Consider the following 17,220-nt stretch of genomic DNA (forward strand, 5'->3'; position numbering starts at 1 on the left):
AAATAATGAGCAAAACTAAACTGGAATTGACCTGGATCGGCAAGGATAAGCGGCCGAAGTTGGAACCTCGGATTTTATTGGAAGACCCGGAAAAATCCTATCATGCCAAACATCGGGTCAGTGATAACGACCAGTTCGATAACAAGCTAATTTTTGGCGATAATCTGCTGGCGTTGAAAGCCTTGGAGCAGGAATATGCGGGTAAGGTGAAATGTGTGTTTATCGATCCGCCCTATAATACCGGCAATGCTTTTGAGCATTATGACGATGGGTTGGAACATTCGATCTGGCTATCACTGATGAGAGATCGGCTGGAAATCATTCGTAATTTAATGTCCGATGACGGTTCTCTTTGGATAACTATTGATGATAATGAAGCGCATTATTTGAAGGTGTTATGTGATGAGATTTTTGGGCGTAATAATTTTGTAGCAAATGTAATGTGGGAAAAGAAATTTTCTCCACAAAATGATGCTAAGTGGCTAAGCATCAACCATGATCATATTCTAGTATTTTCAAAGAATAAGGAAACTTGGCACCCTAATCTTTTAGCTCGTAGTCAAAAACAAGAAAAAAACTTCAAGAATCCAGATAACGACCCGAGAGGAGCATGGAGTTCAGCAGATTACACATGTGCAAAATCGAAAGATGAGCGACCTAATCTTTATTATCCAATTGTAAATCCAAATACAAATGAAGAAGTATGGCCTAAACCAATTAGGGTTTGGGCTTTTGATAAAAAGTCACACGAAAAAAACGTTGCCAATAATCTGATTTGGTGGGGAAAAAATGGAAAAAACCCTGTGCCACGTTTAAAAAAATTTGCTAACAAAGTTCGAAGTGGCACTGTGCCAACTACAGTTTGGAAGCACGAAGAGGTTGGAAATAACCAAGCAGCAAAAAAGGAAGTAATTTCGTTTAATAAAACAGACCCTTTTGCAACACCAAAACCAGAAACTCTATTAGAGAAAATTATCCATATTGCCTCAAACCCAGGTGATCTTATCCTTGATTCCTTTGCCGGTTCCGGCACTACTGGTGCAGTTGCCCATAAAATGGGCCGCCGCTGGATCATGGTTGAATTAGGTGAACACTGCCATACCCATATCATTCCCCGCCTGCAAAAAGTCATCGACGGCGAAGACCAGGGCGGCATTTCCAAAGCGGTCAACTGGCAGGGTGGCGGCGGTTTCCGTTATTACAGCCTGGCGCCCTCGTTGCTGGAAAAAGACCGCTGGGGCAACTGGGTGATCAATAAAGCCTACAATCCGGCGATGTTGGCGGAAGCCTTGTGCAAACTGGAAGGTTTCACTTATGCGCCATCGGACAGCCAATGGTGGAATCACGGTTATTCGACAGAACAGGATTTTATTTATGTCACCACGCAAAACCTGTCTGTCGAACAATTACAGGAACTCTCTGAAGAAGTCGGCGGTGATCGTTCGTTGTTGGTCTGCTGCGCTGCATTCCGTTGCAAAGCCGATCGTTTTCCCAACCTGACTTTGAAGAAAATCCCCAAAATGGTCATGTCCCGTTGTGAATGGGCGCATGATGATTACAGTTTAAATGTCGCTAACCTGCCGCAAATGGAACAACCCGATGCGGAACCGGTGCAAAACGATTTATATGGAGATGACGAATGAATAGCCGTGTTTTGAATAATGTGTCGGGTCGTTTGAGTTTACGCAGTCCGCAACGTGAATCGCTGGAAGCGTTGGCAAATGCTTTAGAGTCAGCGCCGGATATGCTGAATCCGAAACGGGATGTTGAAGCGATTTTACAATCGTTGAAATCTCAGTTTCCCACCTTGGCCGATTTTGAACGTGAGTTTCCGTCGTTGTGCTTCGCGTTAGCGACGGGTGTCGGCAAAACTCGCTTGATGGGGGCGTTTATTAGTTATTTATACATGGCTAAGGGTATACAGAATTTTTTTGTGTTAGCGCCCAATTTAACCATTTATAACAAACTGATTCAGGATTTTACCCCTAATACGCAAAAGTATGTGTTTAAAGGTATTGCTGAATTTTCGACTAACACACCTAAGATCATTACAGGTGATGATTATGAGATAAAAGGTCGTGCTTTCGATGCGTTTACGTCTATTTCCATCAATATTTTTAATATTTCCAAGATCAATTCCGAGGTGCGCGGGGGTAAATCGCCGCGAATAAAGCGCTTATCTGAATATTTAGGCGACAGTTATTTTAATTATTTGGCTCAGTTACCGGATTTGGTGTTGCTAATGGATGAGTCGCACCGATACCGAGCCAGTGCGGGTGTACGCGCACTCAACGAACTGAATCCGTTATTTGGTTTGGAGCTGACGGCGACGCCCTTTGTGGAAAGTAACCGCGGCGCAGTGCCGTTTAAAAATGTCGTCGTGGATTATCCTCTCGCCCGTGCCATGGATGATGGTTTTGTGAAAGAACCTGCTGTCGTCACTCAGCGTAATTTCGATGCCAAGAATTATACGAAAGAGGAAGTGGAAACCATTAAATTGATGGATGGTATTCGTTTACATGAATCGACAAAAGTCGAATTATTGACCTATGCCCACGAAAATGATGTTAGAGTCGTTAAGCCGTTTATGCTGGTCATCGCCCGAGATACCACGCATGCCGCTTCATTATTCAAACTAATGGAATCGGATGAGTTTTTTGCCGGGCGTTATCGCGGCAAAATCATTCAGGTCGACAGTAGCCAATCCGGCGCTGCCGAGGAAGAAATGATTACCCGTTTATTGGCGGTGGAAAGTGTCGATGAGCCAACCGAAGTGGTCATTCATGTCAACATGCTGAAGGAAGGCTGGGATGTTACCAATTTATACACCATCGCACCTTTACGAGCCGCTAATGCCAGAACCCTGATAGAACAGTCAATTGGCCGTGGTCTGCGTTTGCCTTATGGTAAAAGAACGGGGGTTGCGCCGGTCGATCGTTTGAATATTGTTGCGCATGATCGTTTTCAGGAAATTATCGATGAAGCGAATAATCCTGAAAATCCGTTACGATTAAAACAGGTCATCTTGGATGCGCCGGAAAATGAAGAAACGACGGAAAGTATTGAAATCGTCTCCAACGTGGACAGTTTGATTGCAGGGACTGTCAATACCGGCAGCAAGGGGACTGTTTATCCTTCTTCGGATTCAGCTAAACCGATATTTAATGGCGTGGCTGAAACCGAAGTGGCAAAAGTGGCCTTGCATGTCATCAATCAGTATCAGCATAAACCCGCTCAAATTCCGACCAGTCAATCATTATTGAGTGAAGAGGTGCAAAAGGAGTTGGTTTCAGCCGTAACCGAGCAGTTGACGGGACAGCAGCAATCATTATTTGCCGAGGAAGAAAAAGTCGATCTGGCTGCCGTGGTGTCCAAGACCACAGAATTAATGGTGCAAAATACCATCGATATCCCTCGTGTTGTCGTCGTTCCGAAAGGCGAGGTGACCTATCCCACCTTTAACATTTTCTAGTAAATATCTATCATTCGCAAAAATTATTAATTTTTTAACTAATTGATATCATTGGGCTATAAAAATCGACTTCCTCGAAAATGGCTAATGTAGTGCCATAAAATGCCTTAGGCATCTTGCGCCGCCTCGCGGTTTGCGCTAAGTTGACGGCATGTTTATTCGACGCACTCAAACCCGCTGCAGAGCCACCGGCGAACCTCATGAGACTTATCGACTGGTTCATTCCGAACGCATCGGTCAAAAAGTTAAACAGGTCACACTGCTGAATCTAGGCCGGCATTTTTCGATCCAGCCCACTTTTTGGCCGGCCTTATGTCGCCGTGTCCTGGAGTTGTTATCGTTGCAAACGAGTTTATTCGATCCGGACTTACCTCAGACGGTGGCCTTGGCCGCGGAACATATCGCCGCGCGCTTGTTGGCGGAAAGCGCGCCATTGCTCGTGAGGCTTTCGTTGATCCCGACCCCAGCCATGAGTGTCGTCAATGAAGCCGCACAGGCGGCTTCGGAATCGGTCTCGTCGGAGCCACCGGAGTCCCGGACTCCCGCTGAAATATATACCATTGATGCGAACTCGCTGGAATTAGCGAGGCCCCGTTCGATCGGTGTCGAGCAGGTCGGTTTGGCGGCGATGGACTTGGTCAATTTTACCTCGCTGCTGATGGGACTGGGTCTCTCCGGGCCGATACGGGCGGCGGTCGTGGGTTCGATCATCGGGCGCATGGCAGCGCCGGCTTCTGAGGCCGCCACGCACCGTTGGCTAGGTCAGCGCAGCGGTTTGGGCGAGCTGTTGGACGTCGATTTCGAACGCATGAAGCCGATCACGTTGTATCGGGCTTCAGACGCTTTGATGAAGCACCGGGACGTCATCGAACGCACGCTGTTCAACCGGGTGCACGATCTGTTCGGTTTCGAGACCACGGTTACCTTATACGACTTGACCAATACCTACTTCGAAGGCACGGCGGCCGCCAATCCGAAAGCGCAACGGGGCCGCTCCAAAGAAAAGCGCCGCGACTGTCCACTGGTCACGCTGGGCTTGGTGCTCGATGGCAGCGGCTTCGTCCGCCGTTCCCAGACCTTCGACGGCAATGCCTCGGAAGGCAAGACCTTGGCCGAGATGCTCAAAGACCTCGGTGCACCACCCGGCGCCTTGGTGGTCATGGACGCAGGCATCGCCACGGAAGCCAATCTCACCTGGCTGCGCGAACACGGTTACCGCTATCTGGTCGTCAGCCGCGAACGCGCTCGGCAATTCGAAGCCGACACCGCGATCCCGATCGAAACCGCCGCCGGCTCCGCCGTCCACATCCAGCGCATCGACGACAGCGAACACCAAGAAGTGCGCTTGTATTGCTACTCCGAACAGCGCGAACAAAAAGAGCGCGGCATCAATCAACACCTGTGCGAGCGCTTCGAAGCCGGATTACAAAAAATCGCCGACGGCCTCCACAAGCCTCGCGCCGAAAAGCGCCTCGACAAACTGCAACAGCGCATCGGTCGGCTCCAAGAAAAATACCACGGTATCGGCCAGCATTACACGATCGAACTGACCCCGGATGAGACCGGCGAAAAAGTCATCGGCCTGACCTGGTCGAAACAGCCCAAAGCCGGCAGCCGCCTGAGCCATCCCGGCGTCTATTGCCTCCGCAGTAACGAAACGCAATGGGATGCTGAAAAACTGTGGCGCACCTATATCATGCTCACCGACCTGGAAGCGGTGTTTCGTAGCCTTAAATCCGAACTCGGGCTTCGTCCGGTCTACCATCACAAAGAAGTCCGCGTCGACGGCCATTTGTTCATCACCGTCCTGGCCTATCAGTTCGTGCAAATCATCCGCCGGCAACTGAAAGAACACGGCATTCACGACCGCTGGTCCACACTGCGCGACATCTTGTCCGTTCAGCAGCGCGTCACCGCCTCCTTCCGGCGCGCCGACGGCGGTATTCTGCACATCCGCAAAAGCACACAACCGGAAGCGGAATTAGCACGGATTTACCACACATTGGGCCTTGACCCGCTTCCTGGAGGTGTACAAAAAACTCTACTATAGATCGAATTACGCTTAAAAAACGCCTATGTAGTGCCTTACGGTCATTTATGATCCAATAAAATATTGATTCATAAAGAGTTTTAAAGTTAGGTGTCAAACATGGGCTATGGCTATTACCCTTTTACTTTGCAGTTAAGCAGTTTAAACCTGCAGCCTTCAGAGCGGGACATCGTGATCCAAAGTTTAGAAACGAATGATCAGGATACGTTAACCGCACAAAGTGAATTGATTACTCATAAGCCGGAAGACTTCATTGTGCATGCACTGATTGATTATGACGATATCTCTTACGATGAGCATGCCGATTTAATTTATGATTTGGCGGGGCAGGCGATAGAACATTTGAACGGTTATTTGTCTGAAGATGAGGTGAAAAATGTATTGAGTGGTAATCGGCAGTTAATAGCGAAAGCCATTCATGCACAAATGGCCAATCATTATTGGGAAAAGGCAAGCAGTTATCAGGTCGAAGTCCGCAGTGGCTTTACCCCTTTAAAAAAATGCGCGTATACCATCAATGCCGGACAAGCCGCACATAATTACCGTGATACGGTGAGCGATAAAAATAAAATCAAACAGATGCTATTTGGCGGATTTAGCCGATGTTTATATCCGCTTCAGAAATTTGATTCCGATACCGAACGTCGTTTTGCCGTCATTCTGGAACGAGATGCTACAAAATGGTTTAAACCGGCAAAAGGCCAATTCAAAATCTATTATCAAGATGGTGCTGAACACCCTGAATATGTGCCAGATTTTGTTGCGGAAACAGATGATTATGTATTAATGGTGGAAACCAAGGCGCAAAATGAACTGGACGATCCCAAAGTGCTTACTAAGGCCGATGCGGCTTTGAAGTGGTGTGAAAATGCCAGTCAGTACTTATTGGAAAACGGTGGAAAGGTATGGAAATATCTATTAATACCTCACGATCAGGTTAAAGAGAATTTTAAACTCGCTGATTACGTAATTCGTTTTGGTAAAAAAGTCGGATCGTGAGTGGTAACTGAATAATATGGTAGTTAGTGTATCTACTAGATAAAAAGCTTCACCTAGCCCTTAAGAGTAGGATGTATTCGAAATATGCAAGGAAACATGACAGAGTTTTGGCAAGATCAAAATTTGCCTGCTAAACGGCCAGAAAAGTCGATATTAGATGAAATAAATGCTTGCCGTAAGCAAGCTTCAGAGCTGTATGACGTTACTGCCAAAAAGAAGCCTGCTGTAATTTTCTCCAATGATGGAACCGGTTTCGGTAAGAGTTATGGCGTTATTAATGCGTTCATAGAAGGCGTAAAAACAGACCTGTGTCAGGGGGAATCATTTAATAATCTGATTTTTATAACACCCCAAAAGTCACAAATTGATTTTTCCCCTGACCTTGTTACAAAAGCTCATCAAAAAGGAATCGAATTTGTTAGTTTCTTAGCTCGTGCGGATCTGATCAATTTGGAGTTTGAAAGTTGGGTGTCAGGTGTAGATGGTCGGAAGCAAGTTAACCGAGATAGATATCAAGATTGGTTCAGTCGTGGTGTAAAAGATAGAACTCTTAAACGTGATCTCATTTATCTTCGGGACGTCATAAGGGATATCGACTCTACCAATCGAAGAATTAAGAATGAGAAAACTATCGCTGATGATAGTTTTAGTCTTCTTGATGATTTACAAGATCAATTAAATAATCAGCAATACAGACTCGAAAAAGTACTTGATAATTTAGCGCTTGCCGCATTTAACCCGAATGATAAGGCGGTTTCTCTTCCAGAGATTATGTCGGCATCCAGCGGCGTCGATGAACTCAGGAAAGAAATCATTTGTCATTGTGTGCCTTTTGCAATGGCGATGGTTAAGCCATGTATTATGCTGGCAACCACGAACAAGTTCGATAAAACGATCAAATTGCCGGTAAAAAACAAAAAAGGTCAGTTTTATTTTAAGCCTTTGCCGTTCGATTGCATTCTCGGAGGAAAGGTGTATTTGACTGAGAATGATGCTGGTCGTTATGCACATCATGCTCATTCCGAGCAGCTACGTTTTTTGAAGAGTGAATTTTTCGCTTTAGATGAAGACATTTTCTTTAAAAAACAGAGCATCTCTTTCACACTCATCATTGATGAAGAGCATGATGCTCATAAAATTTTTGCCGCATCGGCAAGTGTTCAGCTGATTACCTCTGATATACAGTTGGCGCATGTATTTGCAGCCGTAAATCGGGTTTTTTTACAAATCGAAAACATAGAAAAAAATGAGATTGATGAAGCGCCTTTTTATCTAGAAAAACTAGAGTTTATCAAGACTATAGAAGAAAAGTTATCGGAAAGTTGTGAATTATCACCTCATTTGGAACTGAGGACAATTTTAGGGGTATTTGCCGGTAATATAGATTTTGTTCAGATTAAGAGTGGGGATGTCGAGCAGGTTATTAATATAACCCGTAACGTTTTTAGTTTTACGCCAAAGCGTTACTTTAATGAGCAGGGACTCAAACGAGTTCGGATTAAGCCATCTTATGGATTAGGTGCGTGCCAGCTGTATTACACGACTTCCGAAGAGGATATAAATCCGTCTTTACACGATGTCTACCAAGTGACAATGGCGGTTCTTTATGCTGCTGCCAAGATAAAACCTTCATCGGAGTTTTTGAAATCGCTTAAACAGGGTGGTGATAGTAGCCAAAATTACTTGCTGTTTAAGTTTATTCGCCGGGCAAGAAAGGTAGCGTCAGAAGTCGAGCATATGTTTGAGCGAGTGGATGACGAGAATCTCGAAATCAACCATTTCTTTACCTATTTTCAACCTAAAACGGTTTTTTCAATAGAACGACTGAAAGAGCTAGAGTTTCAAGATAGTAATTATTCACGCCCCTATCGTTCCCACGCTCCGGCGTGGGAATGAAGACCGAGACGCTCTAGCGTCTCGTACCGCTGGGGCGGTACTCAGGCGTTCCCACGCAGAGCGTCACTGCCATTAAGTTAAGGTCCTTGGAGTTTTACTCCCCTCTTTGAAAAAGAGTGGCTGGGGGAGATTTTTCCTCGTTCCCATCGCTCCAGCGTGGGAACGCATACCGATCTGGTTTCGACAGCCAAGGCACGGATTCCCACGGAGGACCGTGGGAACCAGAAAAGGCTTAACTTAATGGCAGTGACGCAGAGCGTGGGAACGATAATTTCCGGGGGACTGAATAGTTACTGAAGATGAGCTGTCCGTGGTTATTGGAAAAAACAACTGTGGAAAAACATCGCTTTTGCTTATTCTCGACAAATTTATTGAAGCAGATAGCGCCAAGAACAATTTTTCCGTTGATGCCTTTAGTATTGCTTTAGGAAGAGCTAGAATCCAAAATTGAAAATGATGATGCTCTAGGTGATATTCCAACATTATTAGGGATTTCACTCAAGCTATTCATTGAATACGGTGAGAATGACGATCTTTCGAATATTGGAAATAAAGTCATTATGGATCTGGATCCAGATAATAAGGTCGCGTTGTCCTTGCATTTGAATACTTATTGTCAGAAGAAAAGTTTGGGGCGCTAAAGAGAGATTACAAGGCGTACTCTGGTAAAAGATTAGCAGAGAAAAAGAAAGAAAAAGAAAGAAAAAGATATCTTTACTTTCCTTAAAGATCATCATTCAAGTTATTTTCAGATTCAGTTATAACTCAGGTCTTTAGTTTTAACCCACTGCCGCGCCCATTTTAAAGATCGGCAGATACATCGCGACGATCAATCCCCCAACCAAGACACCCAGCACCGACATGATCAACGGCTCCATCAAACTACTGAGATTATCTACCAAATTATCGACCTCTTCTTCGTAAAAATCGGCAACCTTGCTCAGCATCGTATCTATCGAACCGGATTCCTCACCGATCGCGACCATTTGGATGACCATGTGGGGGAACAAAACGGTCTGCTGCATGGCAAATTGCAGGCGTTGGCCGGTCGCGACGTCTTCGCGCATCTTCAATACAGCATCGGCATAAATAATGTTTCCGCAAGCCCCGGCAACCGATTCCAGCGCTTCGACTAACGGAACGCCGGCAGCGGACATTGTTGACAACGTTCTGGAGAAGCGTGCGATGGCCGATTTATTCAAGATCAACCCGACAACCGGTATCTTCAATAAGGTTCTGTCAAGAAAATGATTGAACGGTCTTGAGCGTTTATGGAAATAACTAAACGTATAGACAGCCGCCACGATACTACCGACCATTATCCACCACCATTCCTGCATCCACTCAGAAAGACTGATAACCATCTTCGTAAAAGCGGGCAGATCGGCTCCGAAGCTCTGAAACAACTCTTCGAACACCGGCACGACGAAAATCAGCAAAATGGCAGTAACGACAAACGCGACAACTAGCACCGCAATCGGATAGGTCAGCGCTTTTTTAATTTTTTTCTTGAGCGATTCGGTTTTTTCTTTATAGGTCGCAATTTTATCGAGCAATGTCTCAAGCACCCCGGCCTGTTCGCCAGATTCGACCAGATTACAAAAAAGCTCATCAAAATAAACAGGTCTTCTTTTCAGCGCTTCGGCCAAGGTATCGCCGCCTTCGATATCTGACTTGATGTCTAGCAACATCTTTTGCATACTCGGGTTTTCATGCCCTCTCCCGATGATATCGAACGATTGCACCAACGGCACACCCGCTTCAAGCATGGTCGCGAGTTGCCGGCTGAAAATAGCGATATCGCCCGGCGTAATGGCTTTGACACGCGCGCCGAACAAGGGCTTGGGTTTTTTCTTGACACTAATGACGCGCACACCCATCTTGCGCAATTCGCTCCGCGCAACGGTTTCGGATTTCGCGGCGATTTCCCCCTTGGTGCGCTTCCCGCTTTTGTCTTTGCCATCCCAGATGAAATCAATTTGTTCGACTTGTTCAGACATAATTACTCCTTAGTGACCCGGTCGATTTCTTCCAGGCTAGTGATGCCTTGACTGACTTTCTCAAGACCCGACGCGCGCAGGTCGTTGATGCCTTCGGCTTTGGCTTGTGCGGCCAATTGCATGGTATTGCCGCCTTCCAAAATCAGTTTCCGCATATTTTCGCTGATCGGCATAACCTGATAAATACCGACACGGCCTTTGAAGCCGCTAGTGCAATGTTCGCAACCGTTAGGATTGGCCGTAAAAATTTTCAATTTTCCTACATGTTCTTCCTTAAAACCGGCCGAAATCAACACCGAATCCGGTAAATCGGATTTTACCTTACAATATTCGCATAAACGTCTTGCGAGGCGTTGAGCCATGATCAAATGCACCGCCGAAACGATGTTAAACGGCGGCACGCCCATTTGCACGAGTCGATTTAACGTTTGCGGCGCATCGTTAGTGTGCAGCGTGGATAATACCAAATGGCCAGTTTGAGCGGCCTTGACGGCAATTTCGGCGGTTTCCAAATCCCGTATCTCACCGACCATGATGATATCCGGATCTTGTCGCAGAAAAGCCCGCAAGGCACCGGCAAAGGTCAACCCGGCTTTCGGATTCATATTGACCTGATTGATACCCGGCACCGTAATTTCAACCGGATCTTCGGCGGTCGATATATTCCGTTCGACGCTATTGAGCAAATTCAAGCCCGTGTAAAGGGTAACGGTTTTACCGCTACCGGTAGGGCCAGTTACCAAAACCATGCCGTAAGGCCTGTTGATCGCCTCAAGGAATCGTTGTTGTTGAATGGGTTCAAAGCCGAGTTTTTCGATGCCGATTTGCGCGCTGGTCGGATCGAGAATACGCAGTACGACTTTTTCGCCGAACAATGTCGGACAACTATTGACCCGAAAGTCGATTGCCCGATTTTTCGACAGCGCCATCTTAATCCGCCCGTCCTGAGGCACGCGCCGCTCGGCGATATCCATTTTAGCCATGACCTTGATACGGGAAATAATCCGGCCTGCAATATTGGGAGGCGGACTTGCCACTTCATAGAGCATACCATCCGCCCGAAAGCGGATTCGGAAACTTTTTTCATAAGGCTCAAGATGAATGTCCGAAACCCCTTTTTTAATCGAATCGAGTAAAATTTTATTGACGAAACGAACAATAGGCGCATCGTCCACATCGCTCGCAGCCTCGTCTTCAGTCGACTCGTGATCGCCGCCGGTAATTTCCAAATTCTCCAGGTCGGCATCCAGCAAATCGGTCATCGTGGTATCGGCAGCTTCCAACGATGTCTCGATAGCCTTAGACAATTTATCTTCTTCGACCAGAATCGTGTCGATATTCAGGCGCGTATGGAACTTTATCTCGTCCTGAGCTTGAAAATTGCCGGGGTCGGAAACCGCCAAAAACAACCGGTTTCCACGCTTAAGCAACGGTAAAGCATGATGCTTTCTAATCAGTTTTTCGCTGACTAGATTGATAGGTAAGCTACGAATATCGAGCGCGTCGAGATCAAGCTGCGGAATACCGAACTCTTTGGAAGCTTTCGCAGTCACGGATTTGCTATCCACTAACTTGTTAGTCACTAAATAACTAATCAGCGGTAATTTAGCTTTCTTCGCTGCCTGCATATGCAACTGCATATCCGCTTCGGTAATCAGGCCGGCTTGTACCAAACATTTCGGTAGCCCGCCGATCGGCAGGTCGATTAAATCTGTTACCATATATGAGGTTTGAGGTTTGAGGTTCAAGCTTTAAGGTTCAATGCTTAAGGTTCAAGATATAAGTTCCACCTTGCTCATTTCTCCTTGCCACTTGAACCTTGCCCCTTATTAAAGTGCCTTTATCTTTATCAATTGCGCTTCCAAATTGTTAAGTGTAGATCGTAAATCGATGAGTTTCTGCTTTTCTTTTTCGACTACCTCGGCCGGTGCTTTATCGGTAAAGGACGGATTATTAAGCTTGCCTTCGATCCGCGGCAATTCTTTGCTGATGCGTTGAATTTCCTTGTTCAACCGGGCCGATTCGGCTTCTTTGTCGATCAATCCCGCCATCGGTATCAAAATTTTCATATCGCCGACCAAGGCAATTGCCGACTCGGGCTCGGCATCATCTTGGGTTAGCCATTCAATTTTTTCCAATCGCCCCAACTTTTCCAAATAGCCTCGATTATTCTCGACAAAATTACGGTCCTGACCTGAGCCGTTTTGCAACAATACCGGCAAAGGTTTTCCCGGAGCAATATTCATTTCGCCGCGAATTCTGCGCACACCTAGAATAAAGCTCATGATCCAATCGATTTCATGCACGGCGGCCTCATCGATTTGCTCAGCATCGGATTCCGGATATGGCTGAAGCATGATGGTCGCCTCATGAACACCGGTCAACGGAGCAACGCGCTGCCAAATTTCCTCGGTGATAAAAGGCATTAGCGGATGAGCCAACCGCAAAATTTGCTCCAAAACGGTCAATAACGTTTTACGCGTTCCTCGTTGCTGAGCTTCGCTGCCGGATTGCAACGATATTTTGGCCAATTCCAAATACCAGTCGCAATATTCGTTCCAAGTAAATTCGTAGATCGCTTGAGCCGTCAAGTCGAAACGATAAGTCTCGATGTCGCGGCGAATCGTTGCGGTCACTTCATGCAAACGGGAGCTTATCCAGCGATCCGCCAGACTATATTCACAATCGGCATCGCCTAGGCCGCTATCGTGCCCTTCGGTATTCATCAGCACGAAGCGCGCGGCATTCCACAGTTTATTACAGAAATTACGATAACCTTCCGTACGCGCCAAATCGAAACGAATATCGCGGCCGGTCGACGCCAATGACGCGAACGTGAAGCGCAACGCATCGGTACCGAACGAAGGTATGCCGTCGGGAAAATGTTTACGCGTGGCGGCTTCGATTTTCTTAGCCAAATGCGGCTGCATCATGCCGGAGATGCGTTTTTGCACCAACGATTCCAGGTCGATACCGTCGATCAAGTCGATCGGATCGAGCACATTACCTTTTGACTTGGACATTTTCTGCCCTTCGGCATCGCGGATCAAACCGTGTATGTAGACTTCCTTAAACGGCACCTGGCCCCGGAATTTCAGGCCCATCATAATCATCCGTGCGACCCAGAAGAAAATAATATCGAAACCGGTCACCAGTACGCTGGTCGGATAGTGTTTGGCCAATTCCGGCGTGTTCTCCGGCCAACCTAAGGTCGAAAAAGGCCACAGCGCCGATGAAAACCAGGTGTCGAGAACGTCGTCATCCTGTCGTAGCGGATAGTCGTCGTCGAGCTTATGCACCGCGCGGACTTCTTGTTCGGAACGGCCGACATAGACATTACCTTCGTCGTCGTACCATGCAGGAATTCTATGCCCCCACCAGATTTGCCGAGAAATACACCAATCCTGGATATTGCGCATCCACTCGAAATAGGTATTTTTCCAGTTGTCCGGCACGAATTTTATCGTACCGTTTTCGACCGCTTCGATAGCCGGCTCCGCCAAAGGCGCGACTTTGACATACCATTGATCGGTCAAGAACGGCTCGATCACGCTGCCGGAGCGGTCGCCGCGCGGTACCATCAATTTATGGTCTTCGATTTTTTCGAGCAAGCCCTGAGCTTCGAGGTCGGCAACCACCTGTTTCCGCGCGTCGAAACGGTCAAGCCCAAAATATTGATGCGGTATTAGTTGATCCGGATCGTCCTTGTTATCTCTGATTTGCGCATCGACCGTGAATATATTGATCAGCCCGCCATGCGGCAATGCCTGTATGACGCTTTGATCGCGGTGTCGCAGCCAGACTTCGTAATCGTTAAAATCATGGGCCGGCGTGATTTTGACGCAACCGGTACCGAACTCAGGATCGACGTATTCGTCGGCGATGATCGGAATGCGCCGCCCGGTCAAAGGCAGTTCGACAAACTCGCCGAGCAAATGCTTATAGCGCTCGTCATTCGGATGAATCGCAACCGCGGCGTCGCCGAGCAGGGTTTCCGGGCGTGTTGTCGCGACAACGAGATGACCGGTACCGTTGGTCAGCGGATAACGCATATGCCATAACGAACCGTTTTCCTCCTCGGACAACACTTCCAAATCGGATACGGCTGTATGTAGCACCGGGTCCCAATTGACCAAGCGCTTACCTCGATAAATCAAACCTTCTTCATAGAGCCGGATAAATACCTCGCGAACGGCGTCCGACATGCCCTCGTCCATCGTAAAGCGCTCCCTCGACCAATCCAGTGACGAGCCCATTCGGCGCAACTGGCGCATGATCGTCCCGCCGGACTCTTCTTTCCATTCCCAGATTTTCTCAATGAAGGCCTCTCGCCCGAAATCATGGCGCGTCTTGCCGTCGGCTTCGACCAGACGCTCGACGACCATTTGCGTCGCGATGCCGGCATGATCCGTTCCGGGTTGCCACAGCGTGCTACAACCTTTCATTCGATGATAACGCGTCAACGCATCCATGATCGTGTCTTGAAATGCATGGCCCATATGCAAGCTACCGGTGACATTCGGCGGAGGAATCATGATGCAATAAGATTCGCCATCCTGCCGCGGCGCAAAATAATTATTTTCTTCCCAAGCCTGATACCAGCGTTGTTCGATTGAATGAGGGTCGTAAGTCTTGTCCATGTTTATGCGTTGTTTGTATTTAGAGAAATCGGTAGAAGTTGGCTTGGAAACCGAAGCCCGGCGCATTACATTTTATGCGTGACGACGGATAGCCCGGCTTGGCGATATTGTTGATAGCGTATTCGACCGGGGCCTTTGCTTTCTTCGCTATCGTCCAATATTTCGAGGATACGTTCGCTATTCATCCAATTATCCGGAATGCGTGTCGACAGATTAATGACTATATCGCGCCAATCGTCAGACACGCCATCATGTCCGATCAGAACGGCATGGGCCCTATCGGGCGCCATGCCGCTGTATAATTGATGCGGTACAAAGCTTCCGGGTCTGAATGTCCAAAGTAGGTCGTCAAGCATCGCGCTTTGCTGGGGGCCTTCGGTCAATAGGTAGCATAGCCGTCCGCTACGATAGGCTTTTTCGGTCAGTTTACAAGCGAATAAGTGCCTATCGCGTTCGGACCGGGATGCCAAGATATAAAAACCGATATCGGGCATTTACGCTCCGGTTACGGCTCGGCATCGGTCCAGCAGATATTGCGCCAGCAAAGGCACAGGGCGCCCGGTCGCTCCTTTGGTTAGCCCCGTGCGCCAAGCCGTGCCGGCGATATCAAGATGCGCCCAGCGGAAGTTTTCGGCAAACTTCGATAAAAAACAGGCCGCGGTAATCGTGCCGGCATCCTTACCGCCAATATTGGCCATGTCGGCGAAGTTGGATTTCAGCAATTCTTGATATTCTTCCCAAAGCGGCAAGCGCCAAACACTGTCGCTCGCCGTCTCGCCGGCTTTAACCAGATCATTACAGAGCGCATCGTCATTGCCGAACAAACCGCTCGGCACACGCCCTAACGCGACAATGCAGGCTCCGGTCAGAGTTGCCATGTCGATGACCGTATCCGGATCGAATTTTTGCGCATACGTTAACGTGTCGCAAAGGAGCAGACGCCCCTCCGCATCGGTATTGAGTATTTCGATCGTTTTACCCGACATACTCGTCACAATGTCGCCCGGTTTGTTCGCATCGCCGTCCGGTAAATTTTCCGAGGAGGGAACCAAACCTACGATATTCAACGGCAACTGCATTTCCGCGGCGGCCTGTAAAGTTCCAAGAACGCTCGCGCCTCCGCACATATCGTATTTCATTTCATCCATGCCGAGTCCCGGTTTTAAGGAAATACCGCCGGCATCGAAGGTCAAGCCTTTTCCGATCAACACGATCGGTTTACCGTGTTTTTCGCCGCCCTGATAATTGAGCGCAATTAATTTGGCCGGCTGACGACTACCCCGAGACACGGACAACAACGCCCCCATGCCCAACTTTTCCATATCCGCTTCTTCCAATATATCCACGCTCATCGAAGCAAATCGTTCGGCAATACTTTGCGCTTGCTCGGCCAGATACGCCGGCGTGCAAATATTTCCCGGCAAATCCGCTAGTTGTTTAGCCAGTAAAACGCCGCCGGCAATGGCTTGTCCTTGCATTAAACCGGTTTGGGCTTCGGCTTGTTGATTTTCGGAAACCACAATACTGATACGGTCGGTCTTAAATTCATTTTCGATAACCGTCTTGCAATGCTTGAATTGATACAAGGCATCATCGAAGACTTCGATAACCTGACGCGTTTTCCAAGCCAAGTCTCTGTCTTTGACATCGATTTCAACCAGCGTGCAGGCCGCGGATTTCAATCCTGAATCACGGACGGTTTTTATCGCGGCGGCCAACGCATTACGATAGTTTTTACCGTTCATTTCTTCGGCCTTGCCAAGGCCAACCAACAGCACGCGCGCGAAAGAAGTGTCCGGCAACCAATTAATCAAAGCGATTTCGCCCACTTTCCCTTTGCAATCGCCGCGTTCGATGAATCGGCTTATCAGTTTTTGCGAACACTGGTTAATATGAGACGCAGACGGAGTAAGCGCTAGATTTTCATAAAGACCGACAATAATACAGTCGGTTTGCAGTTTGTCTAATGGAAGGCTTTCTATAGAATAGTCCATAATGTGCGATGTCTTGATTAGGTGTGATAATGGTAAATAATAAGCCTCAAGCAGTTGAGAGCGCTTTTGAGCATAATTTCGTTAAGTACGGATTATACAGCAAGCGATTTTTCTACAAAGTGGAAAATGGCTTGTCTGTCTATTGGCGTAAGAGCAGGTTTCAACTGGT

At 47.5% G+C, this 17,220-nt stretch carries 10 protein-coding genes; 5 read left to right on the forward strand and 5 right to left on the reverse strand.

Annotated elements, in window-relative coordinates; genetic code table 11:
- The first annotated feature begins 5 nt into the window (after positions 1-5).
- The 5 genes from WJM45_RS16730 (at position 6) to WJM45_RS16750 (ending at position 8,417) form a co-directional block, all read left to right on the forward strand.
- The gene (locus WJM45_RS16730) at positions 6-1,643 is read left to right on the forward strand and encodes a site-specific DNA-methyltransferase (RefSeq protein ID WP_341326198.1); all 1,638 of its coding nucleotides are present in this window, start codon (positions 6-8) and stop codon (positions 1,641-1,643) included.
- Complete coding sequence (locus WJM45_RS16735) at positions 1,640-3,472, forward strand: DEAD/DEAH box helicase family protein (protein WP_341326199.1); 1,833 nt, start codon at positions 1,640-1,642, stop codon at positions 3,470-3,472. Before WJM45_RS16730 ends, WJM45_RS16735 begins: the two co-directional genes overlap by 4 nt.
- 151 nt (positions 3,473-3,623) lie before the next feature.
- A complete protein-coding gene (locus WJM45_RS16740) occupies positions 3,624-5,522 on the forward strand; it encodes an IS1634 family transposase (protein ID WP_341325412.1) in 1,899 nt (632 codons plus the stop codon).
- A gap of 99 nt (positions 5,523-5,621) precedes the next feature.
- On the forward strand, positions 5,622-6,521 hold the full coding sequence (locus WJM45_RS16745) for a hypothetical protein (protein ID WP_341326200.1): 900 nt from the start codon (positions 5,622-5,624) through the stop codon (positions 6,519-6,521).
- Between the two features lie 84 nt (positions 6,522-6,605).
- Entirely contained in the window at positions 6,606-8,417 is a 1,812-nt protein-coding gene (locus WJM45_RS16750; RefSeq protein ID WP_341326201.1) for a hypothetical protein, read from the forward strand.
- A gap of 779 nt (positions 8,418-9,196) precedes the next feature.
- Here the strand turns inward: WJM45_RS16750 and WJM45_RS16755 are convergent.
- The 5 genes from WJM45_RS16755 to WJM45_RS16775 all read right to left on the reverse strand — a co-directional run bounded on the left by WJM45_RS16755 (position 9,197) and on the right by WJM45_RS16775 (position 17,051).
- Positions 9,197-10,417, reverse strand: a complete 1,221-nt coding sequence (locus WJM45_RS16755) for a type II secretion system F family protein (protein ID WP_341326202.1) — start codon at positions 10,415-10,417, stop codon at positions 9,197-9,199.
- Between the two features lie 2 nt (positions 10,418-10,419).
- The gene (pilB, locus tag WJM45_RS16760) at positions 10,420-12,138 is read right to left on the reverse strand and encodes a type IV-A pilus assembly ATPase PilB (protein ID WP_341326203.1); all 1,719 of its coding nucleotides are present in this window, start codon (positions 12,136-12,138) and stop codon (positions 10,420-10,422) included.
- 108 nt (positions 12,139-12,246) lie between these two features.
- Positions 12,247-15,057 (reverse strand): valine--tRNA ligase, encoded by a 2,811-nt coding sequence (locus tag WJM45_RS16765; protein ID WP_341326204.1) that lies wholly within the window; start codon positions 15,055-15,057, stop codon positions 12,247-12,249.
- A 65-nt stretch (positions 15,058-15,122) separates the two neighbouring features.
- Positions 15,123-15,551, reverse strand: a complete 429-nt coding sequence (locus WJM45_RS16770) for a DNA polymerase III subunit chi (RefSeq protein ID WP_341326205.1) — start codon at positions 15,549-15,551, stop codon at positions 15,123-15,125.
- Positions 15,552-17,051 carry a leucyl aminopeptidase gene (locus tag WJM45_RS16775; protein WP_341326206.1) on the reverse strand — a complete coding sequence of 500 codons (1,500 nt, stop codon included), beginning with the start codon at positions 17,049-17,051 and terminating at the stop codon, positions 15,552-15,554.
- Positions 17,052-17,220 lie beyond the last annotated feature (169 nt).

The organism is Methylotuvimicrobium sp. KM2 (genome assembly GCF_038051925.1).
Lineage (GTDB): Bacteria > Pseudomonadota > Gammaproteobacteria > Methylococcales > Methylomonadaceae > Methylotuvimicrobium.

Bases quoted from the DNA above. Each gene is read 5' to 3' on its own strand.
- WJM45_RS16765 (WP_341326204.1), bottom strand. From the start codon at position 15,057: ATGGACAAGACTTACGACCCTCATTCAATCGAACAACGCTGGTATCAG.
- WJM45_RS16735 (WP_341326199.1), top strand. From the start codon at position 1,640: ATGAATAGCCGTGTTTTGAATAATGTGTCGGGTCGTTTGAGTTTACGC.
- WJM45_RS16740 (WP_341325412.1), top strand. From the start codon at position 3,624: ATGTTTATTCGACGCACTCAAACCCGCTGCAGAGCCACCGGCGAACCT.
- WJM45_RS16770 (WP_341326205.1), bottom strand. From the start codon at position 15,551: ATGCCCGATATCGGTTTTTATATCTTGGCATCCCGGTCCGAACGCGAT.
- pilB (WP_341326203.1), bottom strand. From the start codon at position 12,138: ATGGTAACAGATTTAATCGACCTGCCGATCGGCGGGCTACCGAAATGT.
- WJM45_RS16750 (WP_341326201.1), top strand. From the start codon at position 6,606: ATGCAAGGAAACATGACAGAGTTTTGGCAAGATCAAAATTTGCCTGCT.
- WJM45_RS16745 (WP_341326200.1), top strand. From the start codon at position 5,622: ATGGGCTATGGCTATTACCCTTTTACTTTGCAGTTAAGCAGTTTAAAC.
- WJM45_RS16755 (WP_341326202.1), bottom strand. From the start codon at position 10,417: ATGTCTGAACAAGTCGAACAAATTGATTTCATCTGGGATGGCAAAGAC.
- WJM45_RS16775 (WP_341326206.1), bottom strand. From the start codon at position 17,051: ATGGACTATTCTATAGAAAGCCTTCCATTAGACAAACTGCAAACCGAC.
- WJM45_RS16730 (WP_341326198.1), top strand. From the start codon at position 6: ATGAGCAAAACTAAACTGGAATTGACCTGGATCGGCAAGGATAAGCGG.